The organism is Arthrobacter sp. P2b (assembly GCF_900168295.1).
In the GTDB taxonomy this organism is placed as follows: domain Bacteria; phylum Actinomycetota; class Actinomycetes; order Actinomycetales; family Micrococcaceae; genus Arthrobacter.
Genome location: NZ_FVZL01000003.1, coordinates 285,080 through 309,458, shown reverse-complemented (window position 1 = coordinate 309,458; position 24,379 = coordinate 285,080). Strand labels below are relative to the sequence as shown.

The window sequence follows — 24,379 nt, the reverse complement described above, 5'->3', positions numbered from 1 at the left end:
AGCACGGATCAGGGTTCCCCGGACCGCAATCCGGTGCCAACCGGGGGTAACTCAGGGATAGCTCAGGGTGTCCCCCAGTAGAGCCCGCGCAGGCCTAACGGGAGGATTTAGGTATGAACTCGCAGACCCCCTCCCCCGACGACGACCAACCCACCGAGCCCCTGCCCAGGCCGGGCAGCCAGCGGCCCACCGAGCCCCTGCCGTCCTCCGCACCAACACCTCCGGACCCGTCCGCTTCATCCGAGGCGACCCCGGACGACACCGCTCCGAACAACACCAGCCAGGACAGCGCCGGCCAGAGCTACCCCGGCCCCCGCTACGGCGTCCCCGCCGCTGCCCCTTCAACGGACTTCTTCACCTGGGTCCGGGGCCACGGAATCCACCGCGGCAGCGACCGCTGGGTGGGCGGCGTTTCCAGCGGTATCGCCAACCGGCTGGGCGTCGATCCGCTCATCATCCGCGGCGTCTTTATTGTCCTCACGCTCTTCGCGGGCGTCGGCGTCCTGGCCTACGGGCTTGCCTGGGCCTTCCTTCCCGAACCGGACGGACGAATCCATGTGCAGGAAGCCGGAGCCGGCCGCTGGTCCACCGGCATGACCGGTTCGCTGATCGCCACGATCCTGGGACTCACGGGCCTGGGCGGCGGATTCTGGGGCTGGAGCCACAACGGCTTCGGCGGATTCCTCTGGACCGTGTTCTGGGTGGGCGGCGCCATTTACCTGGTCTACTACCTCTCCCAGCGCAACAAGGGCGCCCGGCCCGCCATGGCAGGACAGCAGCGGGGCGGCGCGTACGGCGGCACGTACGGCAGCACGTACGATGCGGGCTATCCCGGAACAGCCTCCACGTCATCCTTTGCCGCGACCGGCACAAGCTACGGCACCAATCCAGCCTCGGGTTCCATGCCGTCCTACGGCGGCGGATACGGCGGCAGCTCCTTCGGTGACGGCACCGTCGGAGGCGGCGGCAGCAGCGGTTCCTATCCCGGCGGTCCCACCGGCGGAGCCCCTTATGGCGGTACCACCCCGCCTCGGCCACCAAAGCCCCGGCCCGCAGGTCCCGGCACTCCGGCCGTTGCCATCGCAGCGGGGGCAGCCCTTCTGGTAGGCGGCGGACTCAAGGCCCTTGACGCCGGCAACGTGATCAACCTGGGCGACTCCGCGAATGCCATCGTCTGGGCCAGCGCCGCCGCCGTCCTTGGCCTGGGGATCCTCATCGCCGGAATGCGTGGCCGGAGCGCAGGAATCCTCAGCCTGTTCGCAGTGATTGCCCTCATCGCCGGCGGCGTGTACAACGTGGTGGGCAACGGTGACCGGGTGCGGTTCCAGCAGGTGAACTGGAGCCCGGCCAGCATCGCTGAGGCCCGCGACGGCTTCGACGTCACCGCCGGCCGGGGAACGGTGGACCTCACCAACCTGGCCGTCAACGCTCCGCTGCCGTCCGACGTCGTCATTCCCCTGGACATCACGGCGAGCAACGTCACAGTGGTCATCCCGGACAACGTGCCGGTCGATATCAAGGCGGACATGACCATGGGAAACCTCAACGAGGTCAACGGGCAGCGGGGCGGCACCACCACCCGCGAAAGCAGCTACAACACCGACGAGCCCGGCAGCCGCCTGGTGGTCCAGATCGACGGCACCTTCAGCAACGTCACCATTCAGGAAGGCAACTGAAATGAGCAACAACAATCCGGCTCCGGAGCCGCATGCAGCGGGCACCTACTCTGCGGACATCCCGACGGCGGCCACGGACCCTGCCGGCCCGGCACCTGCGAGGGTGGGAACGGTGGTGTGGGGACTGATCGTCCTGGCGCTCGCCGCGCTCATCATCGTGGCCCAGCTGGGATTCGTGACCTTGAACGGCACCTATGTCCTGATCGGCCTCATGATCGGAGCGGGCGCCGCCCTGGTGGTGGGCGGCGTGCTCTCCGCCCGCAAACGTGACAACGAACCTACAACAGGGAAGTCTTAGGCCATGGACAAGTTTTTCAGCATCGTCAGGGGCTTCGGCCTGAAACGCGGCCCGCAGCGCTGGCTCGGCGGGGTCCTCGGCGGCATCGCTGCCAAGCTGAACGTGGATGTGGCCTACGTCCGCATCGCTTTCCTCCTGTTCTGCCTCCTCCCCGGCCCGGCCGTCATCTTCTACCTCCTGGCATGGGTGGTCCTTCCGGACCAGCGGAACGTCATCCCGCTCCAGGAATTCCTGGACCGGCGGTCACTGAACCGTCCCTGACGTCGTCACCCCAGCGGCCCCGCCCCTCCCGGGCGGGGCCGCTGGTTTGTGTGCAGCGGGTCTTCAACAAACTCGATGTGGACGACAGGACAAGGGCAGTGGTGGTCGCCATGGAACGCGGCCTTTTGTAACCGGTTTGTGTCGTACCCCACACATCGCACTACACTTCTAGGTGAGCTCAGCGTGGCGCTCTGCCAGTAAACCCTCTCCCAGGATTTGAGCCGAAACATGAAAATTGGAATCCTCACCAGCGGTGGCGACTGCCCCGGACTGAACGCGGTCATCCGCGGCGCCGTACTCAAGGGCATCGCCATCCACGGCCACGAGTTCGTCGGATTCCTCGACGGCTGGCGCGGCGTGGTGGAGGGCGACATCATCGACATCCCCCGCACCATGGTCCGCGGCATCGCCAAACAGGGCGGCACCATCCTTGGCACCTCCCGCACCAACCCCTTCGACAACGGCGGCGGCCCCGAGGTCATCAAAGCCCACATGGAACGCCTGGGCATCGACGCGATCATCGCCATCGGCGGTGAAGGAACCCTCGCCGCCGCCAAACGCCTCACCGACGCCGGACTGAAAATCGTCGGCGTCCCCAAGACCGTGGACAACGACCTCGACGCCACCGACTACACCTTCGGCTTCGACACCGCCGTCCAGATCGCCACCGAAGCCATCGACCGGCTCCGCACCACCGGCGAATCCCACCACCGCTGCATGATCGCCGAAGTCATGGGCCGGCACGTAGGCTGGATCGCCCTGCACGCCGGCATGGCCGCCGGCGCCCACGCCATCCTCATCCCGGAGCAAAAGGTCAGCATCGACCAAATCACCGAATGGGTAAATGAAGCCCACGCCCGCGGCCGCGCACCCCTGGTGGTCGTCGCCGAAGGGTTCGTGCCCGAGCACATGGAAACCCCGCACTCCGAACGCGGCCTGGACACCTTCGGCCGGCCCCGCCTGGGCGGCATCGCCGACCAGCTCGCCCCCGAACTGGAAGCCCGCACCGGCATCGAAACCCGCGCCACCATCCTGGGCCACATCCAGCGCGGCGGCGTACCATCCGCCTTCGACCGCGTCCTGGCCACCCGGCTCGGCATGGCCGCCATCGACTCCGTGGTGGAAGGCTTCTGGGGCACCATGGTGGCCCTGAAGGGAACGGACATCGAACACGTCGGCTTCCAGGAAGCCCTGGGCCAGCTCAAGACCGTCCCGCAGAAGCGCTACGACGAAGCCGCCGTCCTGTTCGGCTAAGGTGTCCTGTTCGGTTGGGGTTCCTGCCCGTCCTAGGCTGGGAACATGACACTTGACCCCGGTTCTGCTGCCATCATCCAGCTCGCATGGGCGCGCCGCCTGGGGCTTGCGGATGACGCTTTCAGCACTGCGCTGGCCTCCGGAGAACGCATTGTGCGGGCGGACGAGTCGGCGCGGACCGTGGAGTTCGTGCGGCTGTTTGGCAGTTCAGCGCTCATCGGGCCGCAGTGGGTCATCGACGCGGCGGACCGCATCCCGGATGAGGAGATGGCGCAGCATGTCACGCTTCTGACCCTCACCCGGTCCCATGGCGGGCACGGCCTGGGGGCTGCTGCCCTCTTCTTTGCCGACGACCTGCCCCTGCAGCAGCCGTCCGAGGAGATGACCGTTTCGCACGGCAACCCCGAGGCCATTGAGCTGGAGGGCCGGTGCCCGCCGGACGACGTCAACGAGGTGGGCCTCTCAGACTTGGAGAACCGCTACACCATCGTCCACGAGGTGGACGGACGGCGGGTTCCCCTTGCCTGCGGCGCGTACTCCGAGTGGGAAGGACTGCTGGCGCACCTTGGCGTCCTGGTGGACCCGGAGTGGCGGCGGCAGGGGCTGGGGTCCCTGGCTGCATCCATTGCAGCCCACGAGGCGCTTGCCGCAGGGCTGACCCTGCAGTGGCGCACGGACGTGAGCAACACAGGCTCCCTGGCTTTGGCCCGGAAGCTGGGCCTGTCAGCCGGCGGAATCCAGACCAGCGTCCACCTTGGCTGACGCCGGCGCACCGGCACCCCAGCCCTGGACCGGCTGGGGTTTGGCGAAGAACAGCGCCACCGCCGCGCCCACCAGGACCACCGCGGCGGGCAGCAGGATGGACTGGCTCATCGCCGTCGAGAATCCGCTGTGCAGGGCCTCGGGCAGTGTCCCGCCCAATGCCATGCCCTCACCGGCAGGTCCGCCAGGTCCTCCCGCGGGAAGCTCGGCCGCCAGCCGTGCCTGGATCAGCACGGCGATGGCCGCGCTGCCCAGCACCGCACCGAACTGCCGGGTGGTGTTGTAGACGCCGGAGCCTGCACCGGCCTGGCGTGGCGGAAGGTTGCGGGTGGCTGTGGTGCTCAGCGGAGCCCAGATCCCGGCGTTGGCGAAGCCCAGGACGGCGCTGGGCAGCAGGAACAGCAGGATGGGCGTCCCGGGCTGCATCAGCAGGGCGTTCCAGGACAAGGCCACTGCCATGAGGACAAGGCCTCCGGCCGCGAGGTACTTGGGGTTGACCCGGTCCACGATCTTTCCCACCACCGGCGCCAGGCCTCCCGAGATGAGGGCCATGGGCACCATCAGGAGGGCAGACTGCGTGGGAGTCAGGCCCCGGACCATCTGGTAGTAGAAAATCAGCGGCAGGCCGAACGAAGTCACGGTGAAGCCCACCATGGTGATCCCGAGGTTGGCGAGGGAGAAGTTCCGGTCCCGGAACAGCCCCAGCGGCAGCAGGGGTTCGCCCTTGTTGAACCGCTGCCACACCACAAAGCCCGTCAGCACCACCAGGCCCGCGATGATGAGGCCCCAGACGCTGACCGGCCCGGCGATGATGCCCCAGTTGTAGGTCTCGCCTTCCTGGATGCCGAACACCAGCAGGAACAGCCCGACGGCGCTGAGCACCACGCCGGGGATATCGAACCTGTGCGGGTGGGTGCTCAGGGTGGGAACGTTGCGAAGCGCCAGGAGGAAGCCGACGATGCCGATGGGCACGTTAATGAAGAAGATCCACTCCCAGCCCAGCCCGTCCACCAGGACGCCGCCCAGAATGGGCCCGACGAGCGTCGCCATGCCGGCGGTGGCACCCCAGATGGACATCGCCGCGCCGCGCCGGTCCGGCGGGAAGATCCGCGTGATGACAGCCATGGTCTGCGGTGTCATGATGGCCGCGCCGAGGCCCTGCAGGACGCGGGCGGCGATGAGGGTCTCCACGTTTCCGGCAAGACCACACCACAGCGATGCCAGGGTGAACACCACCAGGCCCAGGAGGTAGAGCTTCTTGGGCCCGAACCGGTCGCCGAGCCTGCCGGTGATCAGCAGCGGAACCGCGTACGCCAGCAGGTATGCGCTGGTCACCCAGATCACCGAGTTGATGTCCGCGCCCAGGCCCTCCATGATCACCGGATTTGCGACGGACACGATGGTGCTGTCGATCAGGATCATGAAGAACCCGATCACCAGTGACCACAGGGCCGGCCAGGGCTTTGCTACGTTTTCCACTCGGTCATCCTTCAAAAGTCGTCGGCTGCCGGGCGGACCCGGGAAAGGCTAGCCCAGGAGGTCGAGGATCTCCTGGCGGGCGAACATCTGTGCCGCCGCCCGTGCGGACGGCGACCCGGCGTCAGGATCAGCACCGGCATCGAGCAGCACCCGGGCCACGTCCGTGTAGCCCTTGAACGCGGCTCCGGCAAGGGGCGTCTGCCCCCGGTCGTTGGCCGTATCGGCTTCGGCGCCATGCTGCAGGATCAGCTGCACCGTGTCCACGTGGCCGTGGTAGGCGGCGAGCATCAGGAGGGAATCCCCCGCGGCGTTGGTCATGTTGGCCGGGGCCCCCGCTTCGAGATAGGCGCGGAGCAGCTCCGTGTTGCCTTCCCTGGCCCCCTGGAAGAGCGTGTGCGCGAGGGCGACGGCGTCGTCGTCGGGCCCTGCCGTTGGTGCGGCGTTGTCAGTCATCAGCGTGGCCCCCTGAGGAATCCGGTCTGGCGCCCCACCACCTGGCCGGCGTCGGGGGCGACGATGAGTTCTTGGCTGGCGGTGTACGGCTCGTCCCCGTCCAGGACCGTCAGTATCTCATCCGAAGCGACGGAACGCTTTATGACCGCCAGGGCCACCGGGCCCATTTCGTAGTGCTGGGCCACGGATGTGACGGCGCCCACCTTGCGGTCGCCCACCAGGACCGCGCTTCCGGCGGCGGGCATGGTGTGCTGCGATCCGTCCAGCTGCAGGAAGACGAGGCGCCGCGGCGGGTGCCCCAGGTTGTGGACGCGGGCGATGGTTTCCTGCCCCTTGTAGCAGCCCTTGGCCAGGTGCACTGCCGTGCGGAGCAGGTCCAGCTCGTGCGGAATGGTCTTGTCGTCCGTTTCCGCGCCGATGCGGGGACGCCAGGCCGCGACGCGGAGCGCCTCGGCGGCCAGGACGCCGGCAAGCGGCCGCCCGGCAACCGTCTCTTCCAGGGCGGACGAGGGAACGAGGTATTCGAACCAGGGCCGCTCCAGGCCGGGGTGGCGTTCCTCGGAGACGGTGGCGTAGGAAAAGCCACCGGCGCTGACATGCGGCCACGGGTCCTGCCAGGCCAGCAGGCCGGACCATTCGGGAACGGCCTTGGTGCTGCCCACCACGGCCCAGTCGTTCGAAACGTCAGCCACCTCCACCCGCAGCATGAACTTCATCCTGTTGAGGAACTCCGCCAGCGGCGCTGCTTCGGCGGCCTCGACGATCAGCCAGGTGGTCCCGCCGTCGTCCACCACCCGGGCGTCGAAGTCGATGCGGCCCTGCACGCTCAGGAGCAGCAGTTCGCTGGACTCCCCCGGCGCCAGGTTGGTGACCTGCTGGGAGGACAGGGTATTTAGCCAGCTCAGCCGGTCCGGGCCGCTGACGGTGACCACGCCGCGGTGGGAAAGGTCGACGACGGCGGTTCCGGCTGCGAGTGCCCGTTGCTCGCGCAGGGGCTCGCCGTAGTGGGAGGCGACGCCGGCGTCCGCGCCGGCGGCCTCAACGGCACCAGGGCGCGACAACAGAGGGCTGGGGATAGTCATACTTGGGGCAACGTCCTTCAGTCAGTGGGTATTCCGGCTTTGGCAATGGCGGGGTTTCGACAGGCTCAACCACCGGCAGCAGTTATCGGTATTCCGGGTTTTCGAAATCGAACCGGGTTCCGGCGGCCCATTCGTTGGGCAGGTTGCCGTAGGCCGGCAGCCCGCCGGCGTCCTTGAGTATGCGGGCCAGGTGCAGGAGGTTCCAGGTCATGAAGGTGGCGTTGCGGTTGGTGAAGTCGCTTTCGGGCCCCCCGGACCCCTCGTCCAGGTAGCTGGGGCCGGGGCCCACCGGCCCGATCCAGCCGGCGTCGGCCTGCGGCGGGATGCTGAAGCCGATGTGCTGCAGGCTGTAGAGCACGTTCATGGAGCAGTGCTTGATGCCGTCCTCGTTGCCGGTGATCAGGCAGCCGCCCACTTTAGGGTAGAACGCCCACTGGCCCTTGCTGTTGAGTTCGCCGGAGTGGGCGTAGAGGCGTTCGATGAGTTTTTTGGTCTGCGAGGAATTGTCGCCGAGCCAGATGGCTCCAGCCACCACCACGATGTCCGCTTCCTGGACGGCCGGGTAGAGCTGTGGCCATTCATCGGTCTGCCAGCCGTACTGGGTCATGTCCGGGTACACGCCGCTGGCGATGTCGTGGTCCACTGTGCGAATCACCCGGGTTGTGACGCCCTGCTTTTCCATGATCAGGCGGCTGATGTTGATCAGGCCGTCCGTGTTGGAGGTCTGCGGGGATCTTTTCAGGGTGCCGTTGAAAAAGACAGCCTTGAGGTCGCTGTAGTCCTTGGGGCTTTGTGCTGCGTCTTTTTCCACGGTGCCGCGCCTTCCGGGTCAGGTAACTCTTTTCAGGAAGGCTGAGGCATGCGCTTCCAGGCCCTTGCCTCCTTCTCCCCCTGTCGCGACATCCCAGCGCCACAACAGGTTCCCGTCCACCAGGCCGAAGATGCGGGTAGCCGCGCTGTAGTCCTTGGAGTGGCTGCCGCGCATCACCATGTCGGTGGTGAGCTGGATCTGCGGACCCTTGATCTGGCCGTAGTACAGCTCAGTGATACCTCCGGGGTGGGCGATGGACACCGAGATGTCGAAGCCGCCTTCGCTGTTGCGCAGGGCTTCGACCTCGTCGGCGCTCTTCAGCACCGGCACGATGTCCGCAGGCACCAGGCCCGGGCCACCGTCGGCATCCAACTGTTTGCGCTCCAGTGCCCAGAAACCGGTCTCGACGGTGAGCGGCCGCAGGCGCGTGCCGTCGTCGTCCGTCAACCAGCTCTCGGCACGGTACTGGAGGTACGGCAGGCCGTTGTGCGTAAACGAGACGTGCTGCAGGAAATGCTCAGAGTCCTCGTCTCCGCTGCCGAGCCGGCCGCGGCCCTCCCACTCACCAATGAGCCAGGAAAGCGGAACAAGTTCCGGGGTCAGGTCTGTAGGGATCTCAATGGGCACAGCTATTTACCTCGGGATTACAGGTAGCTGGAGAGCGGTCTACTTCTGGCCTTTGAAGAGGCGGTACACCACGAAGCCTGCGAACCAGGCCATGGACAGGCTCGCGATGCCGAGCAGGACAAGGAAGAAGATTTCAAATGCAAGTACGGACATGATGCCATCCTAACCGTTAGTAGATGAGTAGTTTGTCTATGAAGTAAGCAAGGGAACCCACGGCTGAAACAGGCGCCAGGCCCATGGCAAGGGCCGCGGGAATGTTAAGGGGAGCACCCCGGAGGGTGACCAGGCGGCGGAAGCTGGCCAGCACAGCGCCCACCACCACGCCGAAAATGGCGGCAGGGAGGACGGCGATGTCCGAAAGCACCAGCCCGGCCAGCGGTCCTGCCAGCCCGGCCAGGACGATGCCCAAAGGTGCCACTACGCTGTCCGGCCACCGGATCAGCCCCGCGAGCAGGGCCACCGCTGCGCTGATGGCCGCCACCAGGAGCATCTCCCGGATACCGTCAAGGCGCGCTCCGGCTATCCATCCCGCTCCCAGGCAGGACAGCAGGACCCCCACGCAGCAGCCGAGGGTTGATTCGAGCCGCTGCGCCTGCCCGGTTCCGCGGATCAGCTGCACAACAAAAACCGCCATCATTCCCAGCGCCAGGAACCCCGGCGTCCAGTCCAGGTACCCCGGAGCCGGAGCCAGAGCTGCGGCGAGCGCCGAGCCAGCGCCCGGCAGGGCAATGACGGCGGCTAGCGTTTTTTTGGCGGGGATGCGGAGGAAGTGCGGCCAGCCGATGCCGACGGCGGCGGCGATCAGGACGGCGACGGCCACCAGGGCCTCGCGGGAGGTGTAGACCCCGGCGATGATCGCTGCGAGTCCGGCTATTCCCACCAGCCCGATGGTCCAGGAGCCGAGCGAACGCGCGGGCGCCTGCAGATCTGCCGTCATTCGGAGCCCGGCCTGTGCTTAGTCTCTGCACTCACTGCGCTGCAATCCCATCCTGGCGTAGACCGAGGGCGGAGTCCGCCCCTTCGTGGCAGGGCATGCCGCCCTGCCCCAATCCTGCCCTATATGAACGGGATATGTCGCAAAACGTACCGTTGCGGGGCGGGAATCTCTGGCTCAGAAGGGGGTGCCGGGTATACTCAAGGTTCAGCTAAACTCCCTGCGGGGATGGCGGGCCGGCAGTTGTTTTTGCCGGCCTCACGTCCACGGTGGGAGCCAGTACCGGCCGGTGAGAATCCGGTTTTAGTCGCCCAACGATGCGCGGACGGCCCTTGGAGGAACAATGTCGCACATCCTGTTATTGACGAACAGCACCGGCTCTTCGGTTGACATCCTGCCTGCCTTGGAACTGCTGAACCACCGGGTGCACATCCTCCCCGCCGAGCCCACGGCCCTGCTCGAGACGGATCCCTGCGACATCGTGCTGCTGGACGCCCGGAAAGACCTCGTGGGGGCGCGTTCCCTCACCCAGCTCCTCAAAGCCACAGGGCTGAGCGCCCCGCTGGTGCTGATCCTCACGGAGGGCGGCATGGCCGCCGTCTCCTCCGCCTGGGCAGTGGATGACATCGTGCTGGATTCAGCCGGCCCCGCCGAAGTGGAAGCCCGCATCCGGCTCTCTGTCGCCCGGGCGGTGCCCGAACAGGAAGACACCCCCAGCGAAATCCGTGCCGCCGGCGTGGTCATCGATGAGGCAAGCTACACCGCCCGCGTCAACGGAGCCCCGCTGAACCTGACCTTCAAGGAGTTTGAACTACTGAAGTACCTGGCCCAGCACCCCGGCCGCGTTTTCACCCGCCAGCAGCTGCTCACCGAGGTGTGGGGCTACGACTACTACGGTGGCACGCGCACGGTGGACGTCCATGTCCGGCGCCTTCGCGCCAAGCTGGGCGTGGACCACGAGAACCTGATCAGCACTGTCCGCAACGTGGGCTACCGGCTGACGCTGGTGCGGCAGCAGGAAGACGAGCTCACCGAAGCCTGAGCCCCGCGGCGCCAACCCGTATAGCCTTGCCTCATGACTTCAGCGCACCCTGAGAAGTGGCCCGTCCATGTTGTCCGAGGCGGGGTTGACCAGCAGCTCCTGAAAGACTGCCGCGACCTGCTGGCTGCGGCCGAAGAGTCCGACGGGAATCCGTCCATCTCGGAGCAGACCCTGGTCACGATGCGCGCCGGAGATTCAGCCGAGCACGCGCTGCTGACCCTGGCGCTGTACGCCCCCGATGAGGACTCCGACCCCTCCACCGGGCAGGACCTGGCCGGCTTCGCCGCGGTGGTCGACGAACAGGACGGCAGCGGAATCCTGGAGATTGCCGTACACCCCTCCTACCGCAACCAGGGCGTCGCGGACCGCCTGGTGGGCGTGTTGAAGGAAACGCGGGGCTTTGACGGGCTGAAAGCCTGGTCCCACGGAAACCACGAGGCCGCCGCAGACCTTGCCGCCCGCTACGGCTACGCGCCCGTGCGCGAACTGTGGAAGATGCGCATGACGACCGCGGGCGCCGATCTTCCCGACGCCGGTTTTCCGGAGGGTGTTTCCGTCCGGGCTTTTGTGCCGGGGCAGGATGAGGACGCCTGGCTGGCAGTGAACCGCGCGGCATTTTCGCACCACCCGGAGCAGGGCAACCTGACCCGGGCGGATTTGGAAGCCCGCATGGCCGAGGAATGGTTCGACCCGGCCGGCTTCCTCCTCGCTGAGGACCGTGATGGGCGGCTGCTGGGCTTCCACTGGACCAAGGTGCACCCGCGGCACGGTTCGCACCCCGCCATTGGCGAGGTTTACGTGGTGGGTGTGGCGCCGGAGGCCCAGGGCATGGGTCTTGGCAAAGCCCTCACGATTGCGGGCATCAAACACCTCCAGGATCTGGGGCTGCACGCGGTCATGCTGTACACCGATGCAGAGAACGCCCCGGCCGTTTCCCTGTACCGCCGGCTGGGGTTCACCCGGTGGGACATGGACGTGATGTACGGGCCGGTGGCAGCGGTTAGTCCAATCGGCTGACACACGGGCCGGGAGGCCCGAAATCGAGGGCTTGCGCGAACTGAATGCTTGTAAGGTTGAAACAGAACCCCGCGGGCCGGAAGCGCCAGCATCAAGCGCCAGGTAAAGGAGATGCCATGAACCCGGAACCTTCCGGAACAGCTACGTCCCAGGATGTGGCTGTACCAGTGCGCGCCCGCTTCGGTTCCTCGGAGGTGCCGGCGTCCCGCGCCACCCAGGACCGCATCGACATTCCGGAGTTCGCGCCGAACCTTCAACCCGAAGGCGACATCCGGCCGGACCGCTTCCTGGACCGTGAACTGAGCTGGCTCAGCTTCAATTCCCGGGTCCTGGAACTTGCCGAAGACCCCACCCTGCACCTCTTGGAACGTGTCAGTTTCCTCTCCATCTTTGCCTCCAACCTGGACGAGTTTTTTATGGTCCGGGTGGCCGGCCTGAAGCGCCGCATCGCCACGGGCCTTGCCGTTCCCTCACCCGCCGGCCTGAGTCCGGTTGAGGTGCTGGAAAGGATCAGCGAGGAAGCCCACCGGCTCCAGCAGCGGCATGCGCAGGTGTACGCGGAGCAGATCCGCCCGGCCCTGGCCTATGAGCACATCCACCTCATGCACTGGGATGAGCTGGACGACGCCGCCAAGCAGCAGCTCAGCGTGATGTTCGCCGAGAAGGTGTTCCCCATCCTCACGCCGCTGGCGGTGGACCCGGCCCACCCCTTCCCTTACATCTCGGGCCTCTCACTGAACCTGGCCGTCGTGGTCCGGAACCCCATCAGCGACAAAGAACTCTTTGCACGCGTCAAGGTACCGGACCAGCTGCCGCGCCTGATCTCCATTGACGGTCCCCGCGCCGGCGCGGTCGCAGGCCGCGTTGCCCGCTTCATCGCGCTTGAGGAAGTCATTGCCGTCCATCTGGACAAGCTGTTCCCGGGCATGGAGGTCCTGGAGCACCACACCTTCCGTGTCACCCGGAACGAGGATGTGGAGGTGGAAGAGGACGACGCCGAAAACCTCCTGCAGGCGCTCGAGAAGGAACTCCTGCGCCGCCGCTTCGGCCCGCCCGTGCGGCTCGAGGTCACCAACGACATCAACCCCAATATCCGTGCACTCCTGATCCGCGAGCTGGGCGTGGAGGAATCCGAGGTGTACTCGGTGCCCGCGCCGCTGGACCTCCGGGGCCTGTCCGTCATCGCCGGCATCGACCGGGCGGACCTGCACTACCCCAAGCATGTTCCGCACACGTCCCGGTACCTTAACGAGTCCGAGACGTCGAAGGCTGCGAACGTCTTCGCCGCCATGCGCCGCCGCGACATCCTTCTGCACCACCCTTACGACTCGTTCTCCACCTCTGTCCAGGCGTTTCTTGAGCAGGCCGCCGCGGACCCCAAGGTGCAGGCCATCAAGCAGACCCTGTACCGCACCTCGGGCGACTCGCCCATCGTTGACGCCCTGATTGATGCAGCCGAGGCCGGCAAGCAGGTCCTCGCGCTGGTGGAAATCAAGGCGCGGTTCGATGAGCAGGCGAACATCTCCTGGGCCCGCAAGCTTGAGCAGGCCGGCGTGCATGTGGTCTACGGCATCGTGGGCCTCAAGACGCACTGCAAGCTGTCCCTGGTGGTCCGCCAGGAAGTGGACGGACTGCGCCGGTACTGCCACATCGGAACCGGCAACTACCACCCCCGCACGGCCCGGTACTACGAGGACCTGGGCCTCCTGACCGCCAACGAGCAGGTGGGCGAGGACCTGTCCAAGCTGTTCAACCAGCTCTCCGGCTATGCCCCGAAGTCCACGTTCAAGAGGCTGCTCGTTGCGCCGCGTTCGGTGCGGTCCGGGCTGATTGACCGGATCGAGACGGAGATCCGCAATGCCCGTGCCGGGGTGCCCGGGCGGGTGCAGATCAAGGTGAACTCCATGGTGGATGAGGCCATCATCGATTCGCTGTACCGTGCCTCGCAGGCGGGTGTGAAGGTGGACGTGGTGGTGCGCGGCATCTGCTCGCTGCGCCCCGGCGTTCCCGGCCTCAGCGAAAACATCACGGTCCGTTCCATCCTGGGCAGGTTCCTGGAGCACTCCCGGGTGTTCGCCTTCGCCAACGGCGGTGACCCAGTGGTGTACATCGGCTCCGCGGACATGATGCACCGCAACCTGGACCGCCGGGTGGAGGCCCTGGTCCAGCTGGCGAGCGCCGACGACATCGCCTATGTCCTTGACCTGCTTAAGCGCTACATGGCTCCCGAAACCGCCAGCTGGCACCTGGACAACGAGGGAGCATGGAGCCGGCACCACCTGGCGGAAGACGGCAAGCCGCTTGAGGACGTCCAGTCGTGGCTGCTGGCGTCCCGGCCCCGGCAGCGCAGCCTGAGCCGGCGTTAAGGGCAGCTGTTTTGTCGAGCGATGCACTCGTAGCAGACCAGACAGACCATCCGGGGGAACCAGTAGCAGTTACTGCTGCCGGCGCCCTGCCATGGCGGGTCAGCAAGGACAAGCTTGAAGTCCTGCTGATCCACCGCCCCCGCTATGACGACTGGTCATGGCCCAAGGGCAAGATTGACGACGGCGAGACCGTCCCCGAATGCGCCGTCCGGGAAGTCCGGGAAGAGATTGGCCTGGACGCGCCCCTGGGGATTCCCCTGCCGCCCATCCACTACCACGTGGCGTCCGGCCTGAAGGTGGTCTACTACTGGGCGGTCAAGGTCAACGGAGCCACGCTTGTTCCCGACGGCAAGGAGGTGGACAGCGTGATGTGGTGCGCCCCGGAGAAGGCGGCCACGCTGCTGTCCAACCCCTCCGACGTCGTACCCCTGCAGTACCTGCGCGAAGCCCACGAACGCGGCGAGCTGAACACCTGGCCGCTCGTGGTGGTCCGCCACGCCAAAGCCAAACCGCGCTCGTCCTGGACCAAGGCCGAAGGCGAGCGGCCGCTCGCAGCAACCGGAACACGGCAGGCGCAGGCAGTCGGCCGGCTGCTGCAGGCGTGGAAGCCGCCGCGCGTGGTGACCAGCCCCTGGCTGCGGTGCGTGGCCACGGTGGCACCCTACGCAAAGGCCGCCGGGGCAAAGGTCAAGATGGCGGAGGCACTGACGGAACACCGCCATGAGCGCAGCCCGAAAAAGACCGCGGCCGTCATCGAGTCGCTGTTCGACAAGCAGCGGGCGGTGGCCGTCTGCACGCACCGCCCGGCACTTCCCACGGTGTTCGCGCAGCTTGCGAAGCACATGCCCGGAGCCCTGAGCAGCCTCCTGCCGTCCGAGGAGCCGTACCTTTCGCCCGGTGAACTGGTGGTGTGCCATGTGGCGTCCGGCGGGAAGAACCGGATCGTGGCCGTCGAGCAGTTCAGGCCGTTCGACGACTAGCACCTCCAAGCCTGCTTGACCCGTCCAGCTTTGTATCAAATACTCGATACAAAGTTGCACGAATCTGGGGGATGATGTGCCGGGCAGCGACGCCATTGCCGTTCTTACCGACGTTCCACCGATGGCGGTCCTGTGGCCGTTCCTGCTGGCAGCGGGGATCTACGTGCTGCTTCGCTGGGTCATCCGGGCCCCGGGCGGCGGAGCCACGCCCGTATCGGCTGCGCAGCACGCCTCTTGGGTGGGCTTTATCGGCTGGCTGGCGAGCTCGCTGCAGCCCGCTGCCAATGCCGGCATCCTGCCGGTTCCCTCGCCAGATTCCACGGCCGGCACGGTGGATATCCTTCCAGCTCTGGCTTGGCCGGTGCTGGGCTGCCTGGCCGTCCACGCCATCGGCCAACTGAGCTATCCCGGCCCACGGCTCCCCCGCCGCCGGGCAACCCTGGACGTGCGGAGGGTGCGTGACTTCCTGCCCCGGCCCCTTGCCTGGACGGTCCTCGCAATTTTCATTGCCGCCGCTGGGCAGATCGCCTGGACTGCCACCCTCCCCGGCTTCGCACCGGTCCCCTATGAATACAGCCCCGCCCCGGACAACCAGTACGTCACCTATGGCCCAGACGGCCGCATCCCCGGTGTCGAACTGGCCGCCTACCTGGGCGGCGCGCTGATCATCCTGGCCGCGGGAACCCTGCTGGTCCTTGCGCTGATCACGCACCGCCGGCAGCTTGAGCCGCTGACGCCTGAGGACAATGGCCTCCTGCGGACCATCGCCATGAACCGCCTGCTGCGCACAGTGGCCACCATCGCCTCCGGACTCGGGGCCATCGCGGGCAACCACGCCGCGCGCCCGGACCCCTTCGACGGTTCCGGCAGCTGGTTCAACCCGGCCGGCCTACTGAACCTAGCTGTCCTGCTGGCCATGTGGTGGTGGGCGCCGCCCAAGCTGGCCGGCGGGGTGCCGGGCCGGGTCCTGCGAGCGGACCCGCATCCGGCCACCAAACTTGCGGTGTCGATCGGCCCGGCCATGGGGCTCGCGGTGCTGGTTCCGGTGCTGGCCGCATTGCTTATTCCGGGCGCCGTCATCGACCATCCCACACTGTTCGTTGCAGTCTCCGCCGCCGTAGTCCTCGCTGTTGTTGCTGCGGGCGAGCTGCTTCTCCACCGCAACTACGGAGACCCTGGCGAGCCACGCCACTGGCCGCGGCAGCCGGTGTCGCCTGCCATGCTCAGCACGACGATTGCGGCCGCTGCCGTCCTGGTGGGCGTGACAATAATTGTCGCGGTCCGCCAGTCCGAACTCACCCTGCCGGCGTCGTGGGGCGCAACAGCCTGGACCAGCGCAGCCGTTGCCGTATTCTCCGTGCTCCCGCTTGCCATGGTCCGGCGGCGCCACAGTATCCCCGATCCGGTTCCCGGCCTGGACGCCGCCCTCCGCGCAATCACGCTGCACCGCGTGGTCCGGACGCTGGCCGCGTTCTCCACAGTGCAGGCGGGCGTGCTGCTGATGGCCACCGGACACGAGCTTCAGGCCGAGTACCCTGTGGGCCCGGGGCTGTGGGACAACGCGTGGCAGGCGGCGCCGGGCGTCGGAATCCTCCTGGCGGTCGCGGGCGCGGTGATTGCCGTGATTCCCGTCCGCGGTATCGCCGCCACGGGGGCCGCCAAGCCCGCCCCCGCACCGGAACCGGTGACGTGAGCGCCGGCATCATCATCGACCTCCGGTCCGCCACGCCGCCCTACGAGCAGATCCGGTCACAGATTAGTTCGCTCGTGGCAATCGGCGACCTGGCGCCCGGCAGCCGGCTGCCGACGGTCAGGAGCCTGGCTGCGGATCTTGGCGTTGCCGTGGGAACGGTGGCCCGGGCGTACAAGGAACTTGAGGCCGCCGGTGTTGTTGAATCACGACGGCGGGGCGGCACCATTGTTGCCGGTGTTGCCCCGGGTGCCGGGGACGCAGTCCCGGTGCCGGTCCCGAAGGAGGTGACTGCCGCCGTCGACCGTTACATCGGCGCCGGGCGGAAAGCGCAACTCAGCGACGAGGTCCTGCTGGACCTGCTTCGTGGCAGGCTCAGGCGAAGTTGAGGCGGCATTGCTGAAGCGCTCGAACTAAGCCACGTAGACTTGGGGCGTGAGCATTCCAACGCCTTATGAAGACCTCCTGCGCGATGTCCTGGCCTCAGGCACGCACAAGTCGGACCGCACGGGGACCGGAACCACCAGTGTTTTCGGACGCCAGCTGCGCTTTGACCTGACGAAAAGCTTCCCGCTGATCACCACCAAGCGGGTCCACTTCAAGTCCGTGGCGGTGGAGCTCCTGTGGTTCCTGCGCGGCGAAACCAACGTGAAGTGGATGCAGGACCAGGGCGTCACCATCTGGAATGAGTGGGCCGACGCGGACGGCGACCTGGGTCCGGTGTACGGCGTGCAGTGGCGCAGCTGGCCCACTCCGGACGGCGGCCACATCGACCAGATCGCGGAGCTGGTGGAGAACCTGAAGTCCAACCCGGACTCGCGCCGGCATATCGTGTCCGCCTGGAATGTCTCCGAACTGAACGACATGGCACTTCCGCCGTGCCACGCGTTCTTCCAGTTCTACGTCGCCGACGGCAAGCTGTCCTGCCAGCTGTACCAGCGCTCCGCGGACATGTTCCTGGGTGTGCCGTTCAACATCGCCTCCTACGCCCTGCTCACATGCATGGTGGCCCAGCAGGTGGGTCTGGAGCCCGGCGAGTTCATCTGGACCGGCGGCGATGTGCACATCTACGAGAACCACATGGACCAGGTCCTCAAGCAGCTGGAGCGGGAGCCGTACGATTACCCTCAGCTGAAGATCAACCGCAAGCCAGCCTCGATCTTTGACTACACCCTGGAAGACTTCGAAGTGGTGGGCTACCAGCACCACCCCACGATTAAGGCGCCGATCGCAGTATGAGCACCGAAAACTTCACGGATCCGCAGTCCTTCACCGAAGAGCTGGCCGCCTCGGTCACCGGCGTTGGGCTGGTGTGGGCCCAGACCCCCGACGGCGTCATCGGCAAGGACGGGGACATGCCCTGGCACCTTCCGGAGGACCTCAAACACTTCACTCGGCTGACCACCGGGCACCCGGTCATCATGGGCCGCAAGACCTGGCTGTCCTTCCCGGAGAAGTACCGCCCCCTGCCCGGGCGCACCAACATCGTGATCACCCGGCAGAAAAGCTGGGCCGACACACCTGAGGCGGAGGGCGCCGTCGTGGTTCCTTCCCTCGATGACGCGCTGCTGGAGTCCCAGTTCGTCGACGGCGGCGACACGGTCTGGATCCTGGGCGGCGGGGAGATTTTCCGCCAGTCCACCGATCTCGCCAACGTCGCGGTGGTCACCACCATCGATGTGGAGGCCGACGGCGACACGTTCGCCCCCGAGCTTGGCACCAGTTGGGAGGCTTCGGCCTCCGTCCCGCCGGACGGCTGGCTGACCGCCGCCAACGGCACCCGCTACCGATTCACCAAATGGTCAAGGACCGAGGGCTAGGAACGTGCTGAAGAAACCTGAAACGCTCTTTGTCCTGGGGTACATGCTGCTCCCGCTGCTGGCGCTCCTGTCCGCGATCGTTGGGCTCACCATGATCCTGGGCGGCAACAAAATCGCCGGCGCGATCGTGCTGGTGGTGGTGACGCAGGTGTTCGCCTTCGGCGCCTTCTTCGCGCTGCGCGCCCGGAAAGCGGCTGTACTGGAGGAGTCCAAGCGGGGCTGACCCGTCGGCGCTGCAGGCCGCATGGGGAGCTCACCCCATCGCGGCTTATCTGATGCTGTCCTAGGCTGGGTGCTGCCGCGCAACGGGACGGCGGTTCGAAATATTGGGGGGATGCCGGGTGGCAGGAACTTTGTGGGGCGCCGACGTCGAGCAACTGCGCCATCTGGCGCGGGAACTGGGACGGACGTCGGATTCGCTGCTCCAGCAATCAACATCGCTGGGCAGCGCCATCAACAACAATTCGTCCTGGAAGGGCCAGGATGCCGTCAGGTTCCGGTCAGAGTGGAACGGCACGCACCGTACGCTCCTCCAGCAAACGGCATTGGCGCTGAAGCAGGAGTCCGCGAAGCTGCTGGAACACGCCAATCAGCAGGAGAATGCGAGCAACAGCGGCGGTTCACCAGCCGGAATGTCGGGTGGCGGTGGAACCGGCGCGGGAAACTCGGGGCCCGCGGGTCCTTGGGGTCCGGAGTGGCTTTCCAACGGTGATTCGCCCTTCCGCCGGGGCTGGGATGCGTACAACGGTGTGCTGGGCCTAAAAACCGTTCCACTAGGTGTCCGCGACATCACGAACTTCGTAAGTGTCTATGGAGACGAGGTTGCGGACGCTCCCGGCAAGATCTGGCAGAGAGCACTTTGGGATACGGCTGAACGACAAGACGCCCTGCGGGGCTTCTTCTCAGGCACGCCGGATCTTCTGAGCGCAAAATTCGGCGATTTCGCTCAAATGACCCGTGGTATGGACGGGGCCGAAATTGGAAAATACGCCAAGTTTGGACTCAATTCCGCCGGCCATGCGCTGGGTGTGGTGAGCGTCGGACTTGATGGGCTGGACACCGTCAATGCCATCCAAGCAGGTGAAACCGGCGATGCAATTCGTTCGGGAACGAAGGCAGTATTAGGTGCTCTATCCTTCGCACCTCCACCCATTGGCGTCTCATGCATGGTGATCAGCGGGGCCTGGGCGGCAGTAGAGCTGATCCCCGGTGCCGAGGATGCCATCGACGATACTTTCGACGGTCTCGGCAACTTCTTCGAGGACGGCGCCAAGAACGTCAGCGATGGCGTGAAAAACTTCTTCGGCTGGTAGAGATGGCCGTGTTGAGAGGAAAGCAACAATGACGGAAATACGGAATGCCGAAGATTACTCGTTGGGGTTCGGCATCGCAGACATGGCCTACGTTCTACAACTCCAGGACACACCAGCTTCGCTAACCAGCACAGAGCAGTTCCGGCTTCTCGATGAATCCAAAGACGCTGGACTCGTTCGGGCCGGGCTGTCCTCCCTGATTGCCCGAGGGCTCGCCGAGGTGGGGCAGGATTCCGTCGTCACCTTTGATCCCCGTGTGGACGCTGTCGCCTACACGGTGGCCAATGCCGTGCGGTGGACTCAGTTGGATCTCCTTCGATCCAGCGAACTGGGTGACAGCGTACTGCATGTGGAGTCCGACAGAACCAGGTTGCTCTTTCAGCCGCGGACCATGCTGACGTGGTTTGCAGTGCCTCAGGATTCCACTGTGTCGGCGGAACGGGCTGAGGTGTTTCTGATCAGCGAGCACCTTCGGGACCACCCGAACGGCGGGGTCCGTATCAGGACTGCAGGCCCGGGCGGAACCGCCGAACTCCTCGTTCGACGGGATAAGGACAACTGGGTATGCGCCTCGGTTGCAGGGGGCGTTGTTGGCGACCAGACATCCGTTGAGGATGAAGCGGGCTTAATTAACGTTCTCGGTGCAGTGCGCGCCTCCTCTGCTGGATGGGATGGCAATGGAAAGTAAGACGGCAGGACGAATAAGAAGCGATCGCAAGTATTTCTTCGCCCAAGATACGGACCGCAGAATTTTCGCGTACACGGAAGCAGAATGGGGCGCTGGCGGCGCCCAGCCTTTCGGCAATTACACCGCACGCAGCATCGCCAGCATGTCGTTGCTGGTCGCCGTGTTAACGGTCCCGGCTCTCCTGGGTCCGGTTTTGCTGATCATAAGCGTCGCTGGCCTACACCTCGGTGCCATGCTGTTTTCGTTGGTATTCACCGTCCTGTGCACCGGCGGTTGGCTTCTCACCATCCGGTCCCTCCAGGGAGAACTGCGTGCACGTCGGCTTCGCAGGGAACGCGGCTTGCCCCGTCCCTCTGTAGTTGTCACCGACGACCAGGCGCGTGAATGGTTTACTGCCCACCCCGGTTCCGTCGCGGTCACCCGAGATAACTTCCCTGAAAGTACATACCCCTTTCCAGGGGAACCCACCTAAGCCTCGTCTGCTCCATCATCTTCACTGGCGGCTGGTTCTGGGTGTTGTACAGCCGACCAACCGCCTTGCTCTCGCCGCGGCGAGGTGCAGGTCTTAACGGTGCTGAACCGCATTCAATCGATTCGACAGGACTCGCGTGCAGAACGGCATTCCAGGCAGCAATGCGGGTAGCGGCCCCAACTCGGACGGCCAAGTCCGTGCCTACCACGAACAGGCGCTGGCACGCGGGGAAAAGAGGGTCCTGTTCCGGACCGTGGAGGGCAGACTTCACAGCTACGCCAAAGATGAACTCGGAGTGGTTACTGCCAGTTCCCACGCCCAAGTGCGGTCCGCCGTCGGCTTCCTTGTGATGGCGGTTTTCTTCGCCGCCGTCGCGGTCTTTTCCATCCTGCTGGTGGCGGGACCCACCAGTACGGGCCAGGATCCGCTGTGGAGCGCCCTGTTCCTGACCGCGGCCGGGGTGAGTGGCACCCTTTACGCTATTCGGATGGCGAAGGTGGCCTCGGCGGCCAAGCGCCTCCGGGCCGAGCGGGGAGTCCCGGAACCAACAGCCAAGCAATTCGACTGGTAAGGGGACAGCCTGCTGATGGTTTTCAATCGGGAAGCTGAGCGGCGAAACGACGACGTGTATGCCGAACACAAGCAGGCTCTCGCCCGGGGCGAGAAGCGCGTCCTCCGAAGGACGGCAACGGGTGAACTGCACAGCTATCCTGCGGACGAAATCGGTTTCTCCCCCGGCCGCGGCCAAGTACAGGTCAGGTCCTGGTGGGGTATGGGAATCTTAACTGCCGTCCTGGGGGTTCTGGCCCTTCTTTCCCTGGTGATACTGCTGATGCCGACCGGAAGCGGTGGCCAGCCTTTCTGGGGCGCCTTGTTCCTCACCGCGCTCGGAGGATTCGGGGCGTGGTACACCTTCAGCATGGCCCGTGACGAGTACCGGGCCAAGAAGCTGCGGAAAGAGCGGAAGGCGCCCGAACCAGGCGCAGGACACGTCTCACGGTGACCCGCTGGCCGGGCATTGGTAGGCAGTCGGTGCGTGCCGCCGTCGTCTGTTCCGTTCAGGAGTGACGTAACCGACTGCGCCCAGCCGGTTCCAAAGTCTAAACTGGACGGATGACTACAGCAGCTACCCCTTCCGTCGGCCTGGTCGGATGGCGCGGCATGGTCGGTTCCGTCCTCATGCAGCGCATGCAGGACGAGGGCGACTTCGCCAACATCAACCCGGTGTTCTTCTCCACCTCCAACGCGGGAGGTGCCGCGCCGTCCTTCGCTGACGGTGCCGGCAAGCTCGAGAACGCGTTTGACATCGACACCCTCGCGAAGCTGCCCATTATTGTCACCGCCCAGGGCGGCGACTACACCAAGCAGGTCCACGGCGAACTCCGCAGCCGCGGCTGGGACGGCCTCTGGATCGACGCCGCATCCACCCTGCGCATGAACGACGACTCGATCATCGTCCTGGACCCGATCAACCGCGACGTCATCGACAAGGGCCTGGTCAACGGCACCAAGGACTTCATCGGCGGCAACTGCACCGTGTCCTGCATGCTGATGGGCCTCGGCGGCTTGTTCAAGAACAACTTGGTGGAGTGGGGCACCTCCATGACCTACCAGGCGGCCTCCGGCGGCGGCGCCCGGCACATGCGCGAGCTGCTCAGCCAGTTCGGCACGCTCAACTCCCAGGTCAGCACGGAACTGGACGACCCGGCGTCGGCCATCCTGGACATCGACCGCAAGGTCCTCGCCCACCAGCGCACGGACATCGACGCCACCCAGTTCGGCGTGCCGCTGGCCGGTTCCCTGATCCCCTGGATCGACGCTGACCTGGGCAACGGCCAGTCCAAGGAAGAGTGGAAGGCCGGGGTTGAGACCAACAAGATCCTGGGCACCTCCGAGGAAAACCGCGTGATCATGGATGGCCTTTGCGTCCGCATCGGCGCCATGCGCTCCCACTCCCAGGCCCTCACCCTCAAGCTCCGTGAGGACCTGTCCGTCGCCGAGATCGAGAAGCTCCTGGCCGAGGACAACGAATGGGCCAAGGTGGTTCCCAACACCAAGGAAGCCTCCATGGCCGAGCTCACGCCCGTCGCAGCCTCCGGCACCCTGGACATCCCGGTGGGCCGCATCCGGAAGATGGAGATGGGCCCGCAGTACATCAGCGCCTTCACCGTGGGCGACCAGCTCCTCTGGGGCGCCGCCGAGCCGCTGCGCCGCATGCTCAACATCGCCACCGGCAACCTGTAACACTCCAGCAGCCTCACAAGCGGCCCTGACCCGCATAACCGGTGCTGTCCAGCACCGCTCATGCGGGTCAGGGCCGCTTTTGCATGCCGGGCGTTCGGTCGAGGAAAGTGATCAGGCGCTCATTGAGCTCTCTCGGCCGGTCCAAGTGCTTCCAGTGCAGCCGGAGTACGCGCCACCCGGTTTCCACCAGGGCGTTTTCCCGCCGGCGCTCTGCGAGCAACACTTCTTCTGCTGGTTTGTAATCCGTGTACTTGGCTGTGCCATCGAACTCGATGATCACTCGGGACTCCGGATCGGCGAAGTCCGCCCGGAAGAGCCCTTCAGAAGTCGGAACCTCAACCTGCGGGGTAAAAGTCTGCAGGCCAAATGAATGCAGCATCAGCCTGGTCCGGGTTTCCCCCGCTGATTCCGACCGGCCGTCCAACACATTCAGCAGGTCGAGTGCTCGGCGGCTCCCCCGCTTGGCTGGGGTCTCGGACAGGAGTCTGTGCATCGCGTGCACCGAAGCTCCTTTGCGCAGCGCATGATCACCTATAACCGCGGCCTGGTCCAGCGGCAAAATGCGGGCACAGTCCAGCACCGTCCTCTCCAAACTGGTGGTGAGCATATCCCGGCCATCGGGCGTCCGGATCGTGGTCAATTCCCTGTCAGTCAGAGGAAGCCGATGAGCCTTGACGTCGCTTCCTGCGCTGCCCGGCGAATTCGCGTACTGGGTTGTCACATGGACCATCGGCCCTGCGTTCCACAGATAACAGGAGTGCAGCCGTGCGGCGCTGATGTGGCTGTACCGGGCCTGGCCGCCGGTCGATTCATAGTGCGCCGTAATCAGCAGCCGATCCCGGTCCCACGGCTTGAGGGTGTTCCAATACGCTCGTTGAACATATGCTCCGCGCCGTAGCCGGAGCAACATGCCGCTGCGCACACCCGCAGTCATTACGCGCTCATCGATTCCTGCCCTGGCCAATTGCAGAGTGGAGGCCACGGCCGTACCGGGCCACCGCTCGTCAATCAGGGCCTTCAATTTCTTGGGTTCCATGCTCCACAGATTGCCGGGACGCTTGGACCCTCGTCAGCGTCGGGATTGCCTATGTGGACAGCGTTAGATGCATG

Annotated in this window: 26 protein-coding genes; 19 read left to right on the top strand and 7 right to left on the bottom strand. The window is 65.8% G+C overall.

Features of this window, described 5'->3' with window-relative positions:
• The first annotated feature begins 113 nt into the window (after window positions 1–113).
• The 5 genes from B5520_RS08575 (at window position 114) to B5520_RS08555 (ending at window position 4,251) form a co-directional block, all read left to right on the top strand.
• A complete protein-coding gene (locus B5520_RS08575; protein ID WP_079596653.1) occupies window positions 114–1,676 on the top strand; it encodes a PspC domain-containing protein in 1,563 nt (520 codons plus the stop codon).
• Window position 1,677: 1 nt separating this feature from the next.
• Window positions 1,678–1,974, top strand: coding sequence for a hypothetical protein (locus B5520_RS08570; RefSeq protein ID WP_079596652.1), 297 nt, complete (start codon window positions 1,678–1,680; stop codon window positions 1,972–1,974).
• A 3-nt stretch (window positions 1,975–1,977) separates the two neighbouring features.
• Window positions 1,978–2,235 (top strand): PspC domain-containing protein, encoded by a 258-nt coding sequence (locus tag B5520_RS08565; protein ID WP_079596651.1) that lies wholly within the window; start codon window positions 1,978–1,980, stop codon window positions 2,233–2,235.
• A 228-nt stretch (window positions 2,236–2,463) separates the two neighbouring features.
• Entirely contained in the window at window positions 2,464–3,489 is a 1,026-nt protein-coding gene (locus B5520_RS08560) for an ATP-dependent 6-phosphofructokinase (protein ID WP_079596650.1), read from the top strand.
• 45 nt (window positions 3,490–3,534) lie between these two features.
• The gene (locus tag B5520_RS08555) at window positions 3,535–4,251 is read left to right on the top strand and encodes a GNAT family N-acetyltransferase (RefSeq protein ID WP_079596649.1); all 717 of its coding nucleotides are present in this window, start codon (window positions 3,535–3,537) and stop codon (window positions 4,249–4,251) included.
• Here B5520_RS08555 and B5520_RS08550 read toward each other — a convergent pair.
• The 6 genes from B5520_RS08550 to B5520_RS08525 all read right to left on the bottom strand — a co-directional run bounded on the left by B5520_RS08550 (window position 4,213) and on the right by B5520_RS08525 (window position 9,640).
• Window positions 4,213–5,730, bottom strand: a complete 1,518-nt coding sequence (locus tag B5520_RS08550) for a DHA2 family efflux MFS transporter permease subunit (RefSeq protein ID WP_079596648.1) — start codon at window positions 5,728–5,730, stop codon at window positions 4,213–4,215. The genes B5520_RS08555 and B5520_RS08550 overlap by 39 nt on opposite strands.
• Window positions 5,731–5,778: 48 nt before the next feature.
• Window positions 5,779–6,183, bottom strand: a complete 405-nt coding sequence (locus B5520_RS08545) for an ankyrin repeat domain-containing protein (protein WP_079596647.1) — start codon at window positions 6,181–6,183, stop codon at window positions 5,779–5,781.
• Window positions 6,183–7,265, bottom strand: a complete 1,083-nt coding sequence (locus tag B5520_RS08540; RefSeq protein ID WP_176156822.1) for a CAF17-like 4Fe-4S cluster assembly/insertion protein YgfZ — start codon at window positions 7,263–7,265, stop codon at window positions 6,183–6,185. Before B5520_RS08540 ends, B5520_RS08545 begins: the two co-directional genes overlap by 1 nt.
• An 82-nt stretch (window positions 7,266–7,347) precedes the next feature.
• Window positions 7,348–8,076, bottom strand: coding sequence for a flavodoxin family protein (locus B5520_RS08535; RefSeq protein WP_079596645.1), 729 nt, complete (start codon window positions 8,074–8,076; stop codon window positions 7,348–7,350).
• 18 nt (window positions 8,077–8,094) lie between these two features.
• Complete coding sequence (locus B5520_RS08530) at window positions 8,095–8,703, bottom strand: FABP family protein (protein ID WP_079596644.1); 609 nt, start codon at window positions 8,701–8,703, stop codon at window positions 8,095–8,097.
• 169 nt (window positions 8,704–8,872) lie between these two features.
• Entirely contained in the window at window positions 8,873–9,640 is a 768-nt protein-coding gene (locus B5520_RS08525; protein WP_079596643.1) for a permease, read from the bottom strand.
• A gap of 340 nt (window positions 9,641–9,980) precedes the next feature.
• Between B5520_RS08525 and B5520_RS08520 the strand changes: the two genes are divergently transcribed.
• The 14 genes from B5520_RS08520 (at window position 9,981) to asd (ending at window position 23,269) form a co-directional block, all read left to right on the top strand.
• Window positions 9,981–10,679: a winged helix-turn-helix transcriptional regulator gene (locus B5520_RS08520; RefSeq protein WP_079596642.1), complete on the top strand. Its 699-nt coding sequence runs from the start codon at window positions 9,981–9,983 to the stop codon at window positions 10,677–10,679.
• Window positions 10,680–10,712: 33 nt separating this feature from the next.
• A complete protein-coding gene (gene mshD / locus B5520_RS08515; RefSeq protein ID WP_079596641.1) occupies window positions 10,713–11,696 on the top strand; it encodes a mycothiol synthase in 984 nt (327 codons plus the stop codon).
• A 116-nt stretch (window positions 11,697–11,812) separates the two neighbouring features.
• Window positions 11,813–14,062, top strand: a complete 2,250-nt coding sequence (locus B5520_RS08510) for an RNA degradosome polyphosphate kinase (protein WP_079596640.1) — start codon at window positions 11,813–11,815, stop codon at window positions 14,060–14,062.
• Window positions 14,063–14,073: 11 nt separating this feature from the next.
• Complete coding sequence (locus B5520_RS08505) at window positions 14,074–15,042, top strand: NUDIX hydrolase (RefSeq protein ID WP_079596727.1); 969 nt, start codon at window positions 14,074–14,076, stop codon at window positions 15,040–15,042.
• Between the two features lie 76 nt (window positions 15,043–15,118).
• Window positions 15,119–16,735 (top strand): hypothetical protein, encoded by a 1,617-nt coding sequence (locus B5520_RS08500; protein WP_254865521.1) that lies wholly within the window; start codon window positions 15,119–15,121, stop codon window positions 16,733–16,735.
• Window positions 16,732–17,121 carry a GntR family transcriptional regulator gene (locus tag B5520_RS08495; RefSeq protein WP_079596639.1) on the top strand — a complete coding sequence of 130 codons (390 nt, stop codon included), beginning with the start codon at window positions 16,732–16,734 and terminating at the stop codon, window positions 17,119–17,121. The genes B5520_RS08500 and B5520_RS08495 overlap by 4 nt, the downstream gene beginning before the upstream one ends.
• Window positions 17,122–17,167: 46 nt before the next feature.
• A complete protein-coding gene (locus tag B5520_RS08490) occupies window positions 17,168–17,971 on the top strand; it encodes a thymidylate synthase (protein WP_079596638.1) in 804 nt (267 codons plus the stop codon).
• A complete protein-coding gene (locus tag B5520_RS08485) occupies window positions 17,968–18,552 on the top strand; it encodes a dihydrofolate reductase (RefSeq protein ID WP_079596637.1) in 585 nt (194 codons plus the stop codon). Before B5520_RS08490 ends, B5520_RS08485 begins: the two co-directional genes overlap by 4 nt.
• 4 nt (window positions 18,553–18,556) lie before the next feature.
• Entirely contained in the window at window positions 18,557–18,775 is a 219-nt protein-coding gene (locus tag B5520_RS08480) for an NF038396 family protein (RefSeq protein WP_013601869.1), read from the top strand.
• Window positions 18,776–18,893: 118 nt separating this feature from the next.
• A complete protein-coding gene (locus B5520_RS08475; protein WP_139386232.1) occupies window positions 18,894–19,865 on the top strand; it encodes a WXG100 family type VII secretion target in 972 nt (323 codons plus the stop codon).
• A 28-nt stretch (window positions 19,866–19,893) separates the two neighbouring features.
• Entirely contained in the window at window positions 19,894–20,553 is a 660-nt protein-coding gene (locus tag B5520_RS08470) for a hypothetical protein (protein WP_079596635.1), read from the top strand.
• Window positions 20,554–21,161: 608 nt separating this feature from the next.
• Window positions 21,162–21,596: a hypothetical protein gene (locus B5520_RS08460; protein ID WP_079596633.1), complete on the top strand. Its 435-nt coding sequence runs from the start codon at window positions 21,162–21,164 to the stop codon at window positions 21,594–21,596.
• A gap of 15 nt (window positions 21,597–21,611) precedes the next feature.
• The gene (locus tag B5520_RS08455; protein WP_079596632.1) at window positions 21,612–22,028 is read left to right on the top strand and encodes a hypothetical protein; all 417 of its coding nucleotides are present in this window, start codon (window positions 21,612–21,614) and stop codon (window positions 22,026–22,028) included.
• Between the two features lie 110 nt (window positions 22,029–22,138).
• Complete coding sequence (gene asd / locus B5520_RS08450; protein WP_079596631.1) at window positions 22,139–23,269, top strand: aspartate-semialdehyde dehydrogenase; 1,131 nt, start codon at window positions 22,139–22,141, stop codon at window positions 23,267–23,269.
• 67 nt (window positions 23,270–23,336) lie between these two features.
• On the opposite strand, the gene B5520_RS08445 is transcribed toward asd, so the two are convergent.
• Window positions 23,337–24,305: a type IV toxin-antitoxin system AbiEi family antitoxin domain-containing protein gene (locus tag B5520_RS08445; protein WP_079596630.1), complete on the bottom strand. Its 969-nt coding sequence runs from the start codon at window positions 24,303–24,305 to the stop codon at window positions 23,337–23,339.
• Window positions 24,306–24,379: the final 74 nt, after the last annotated feature.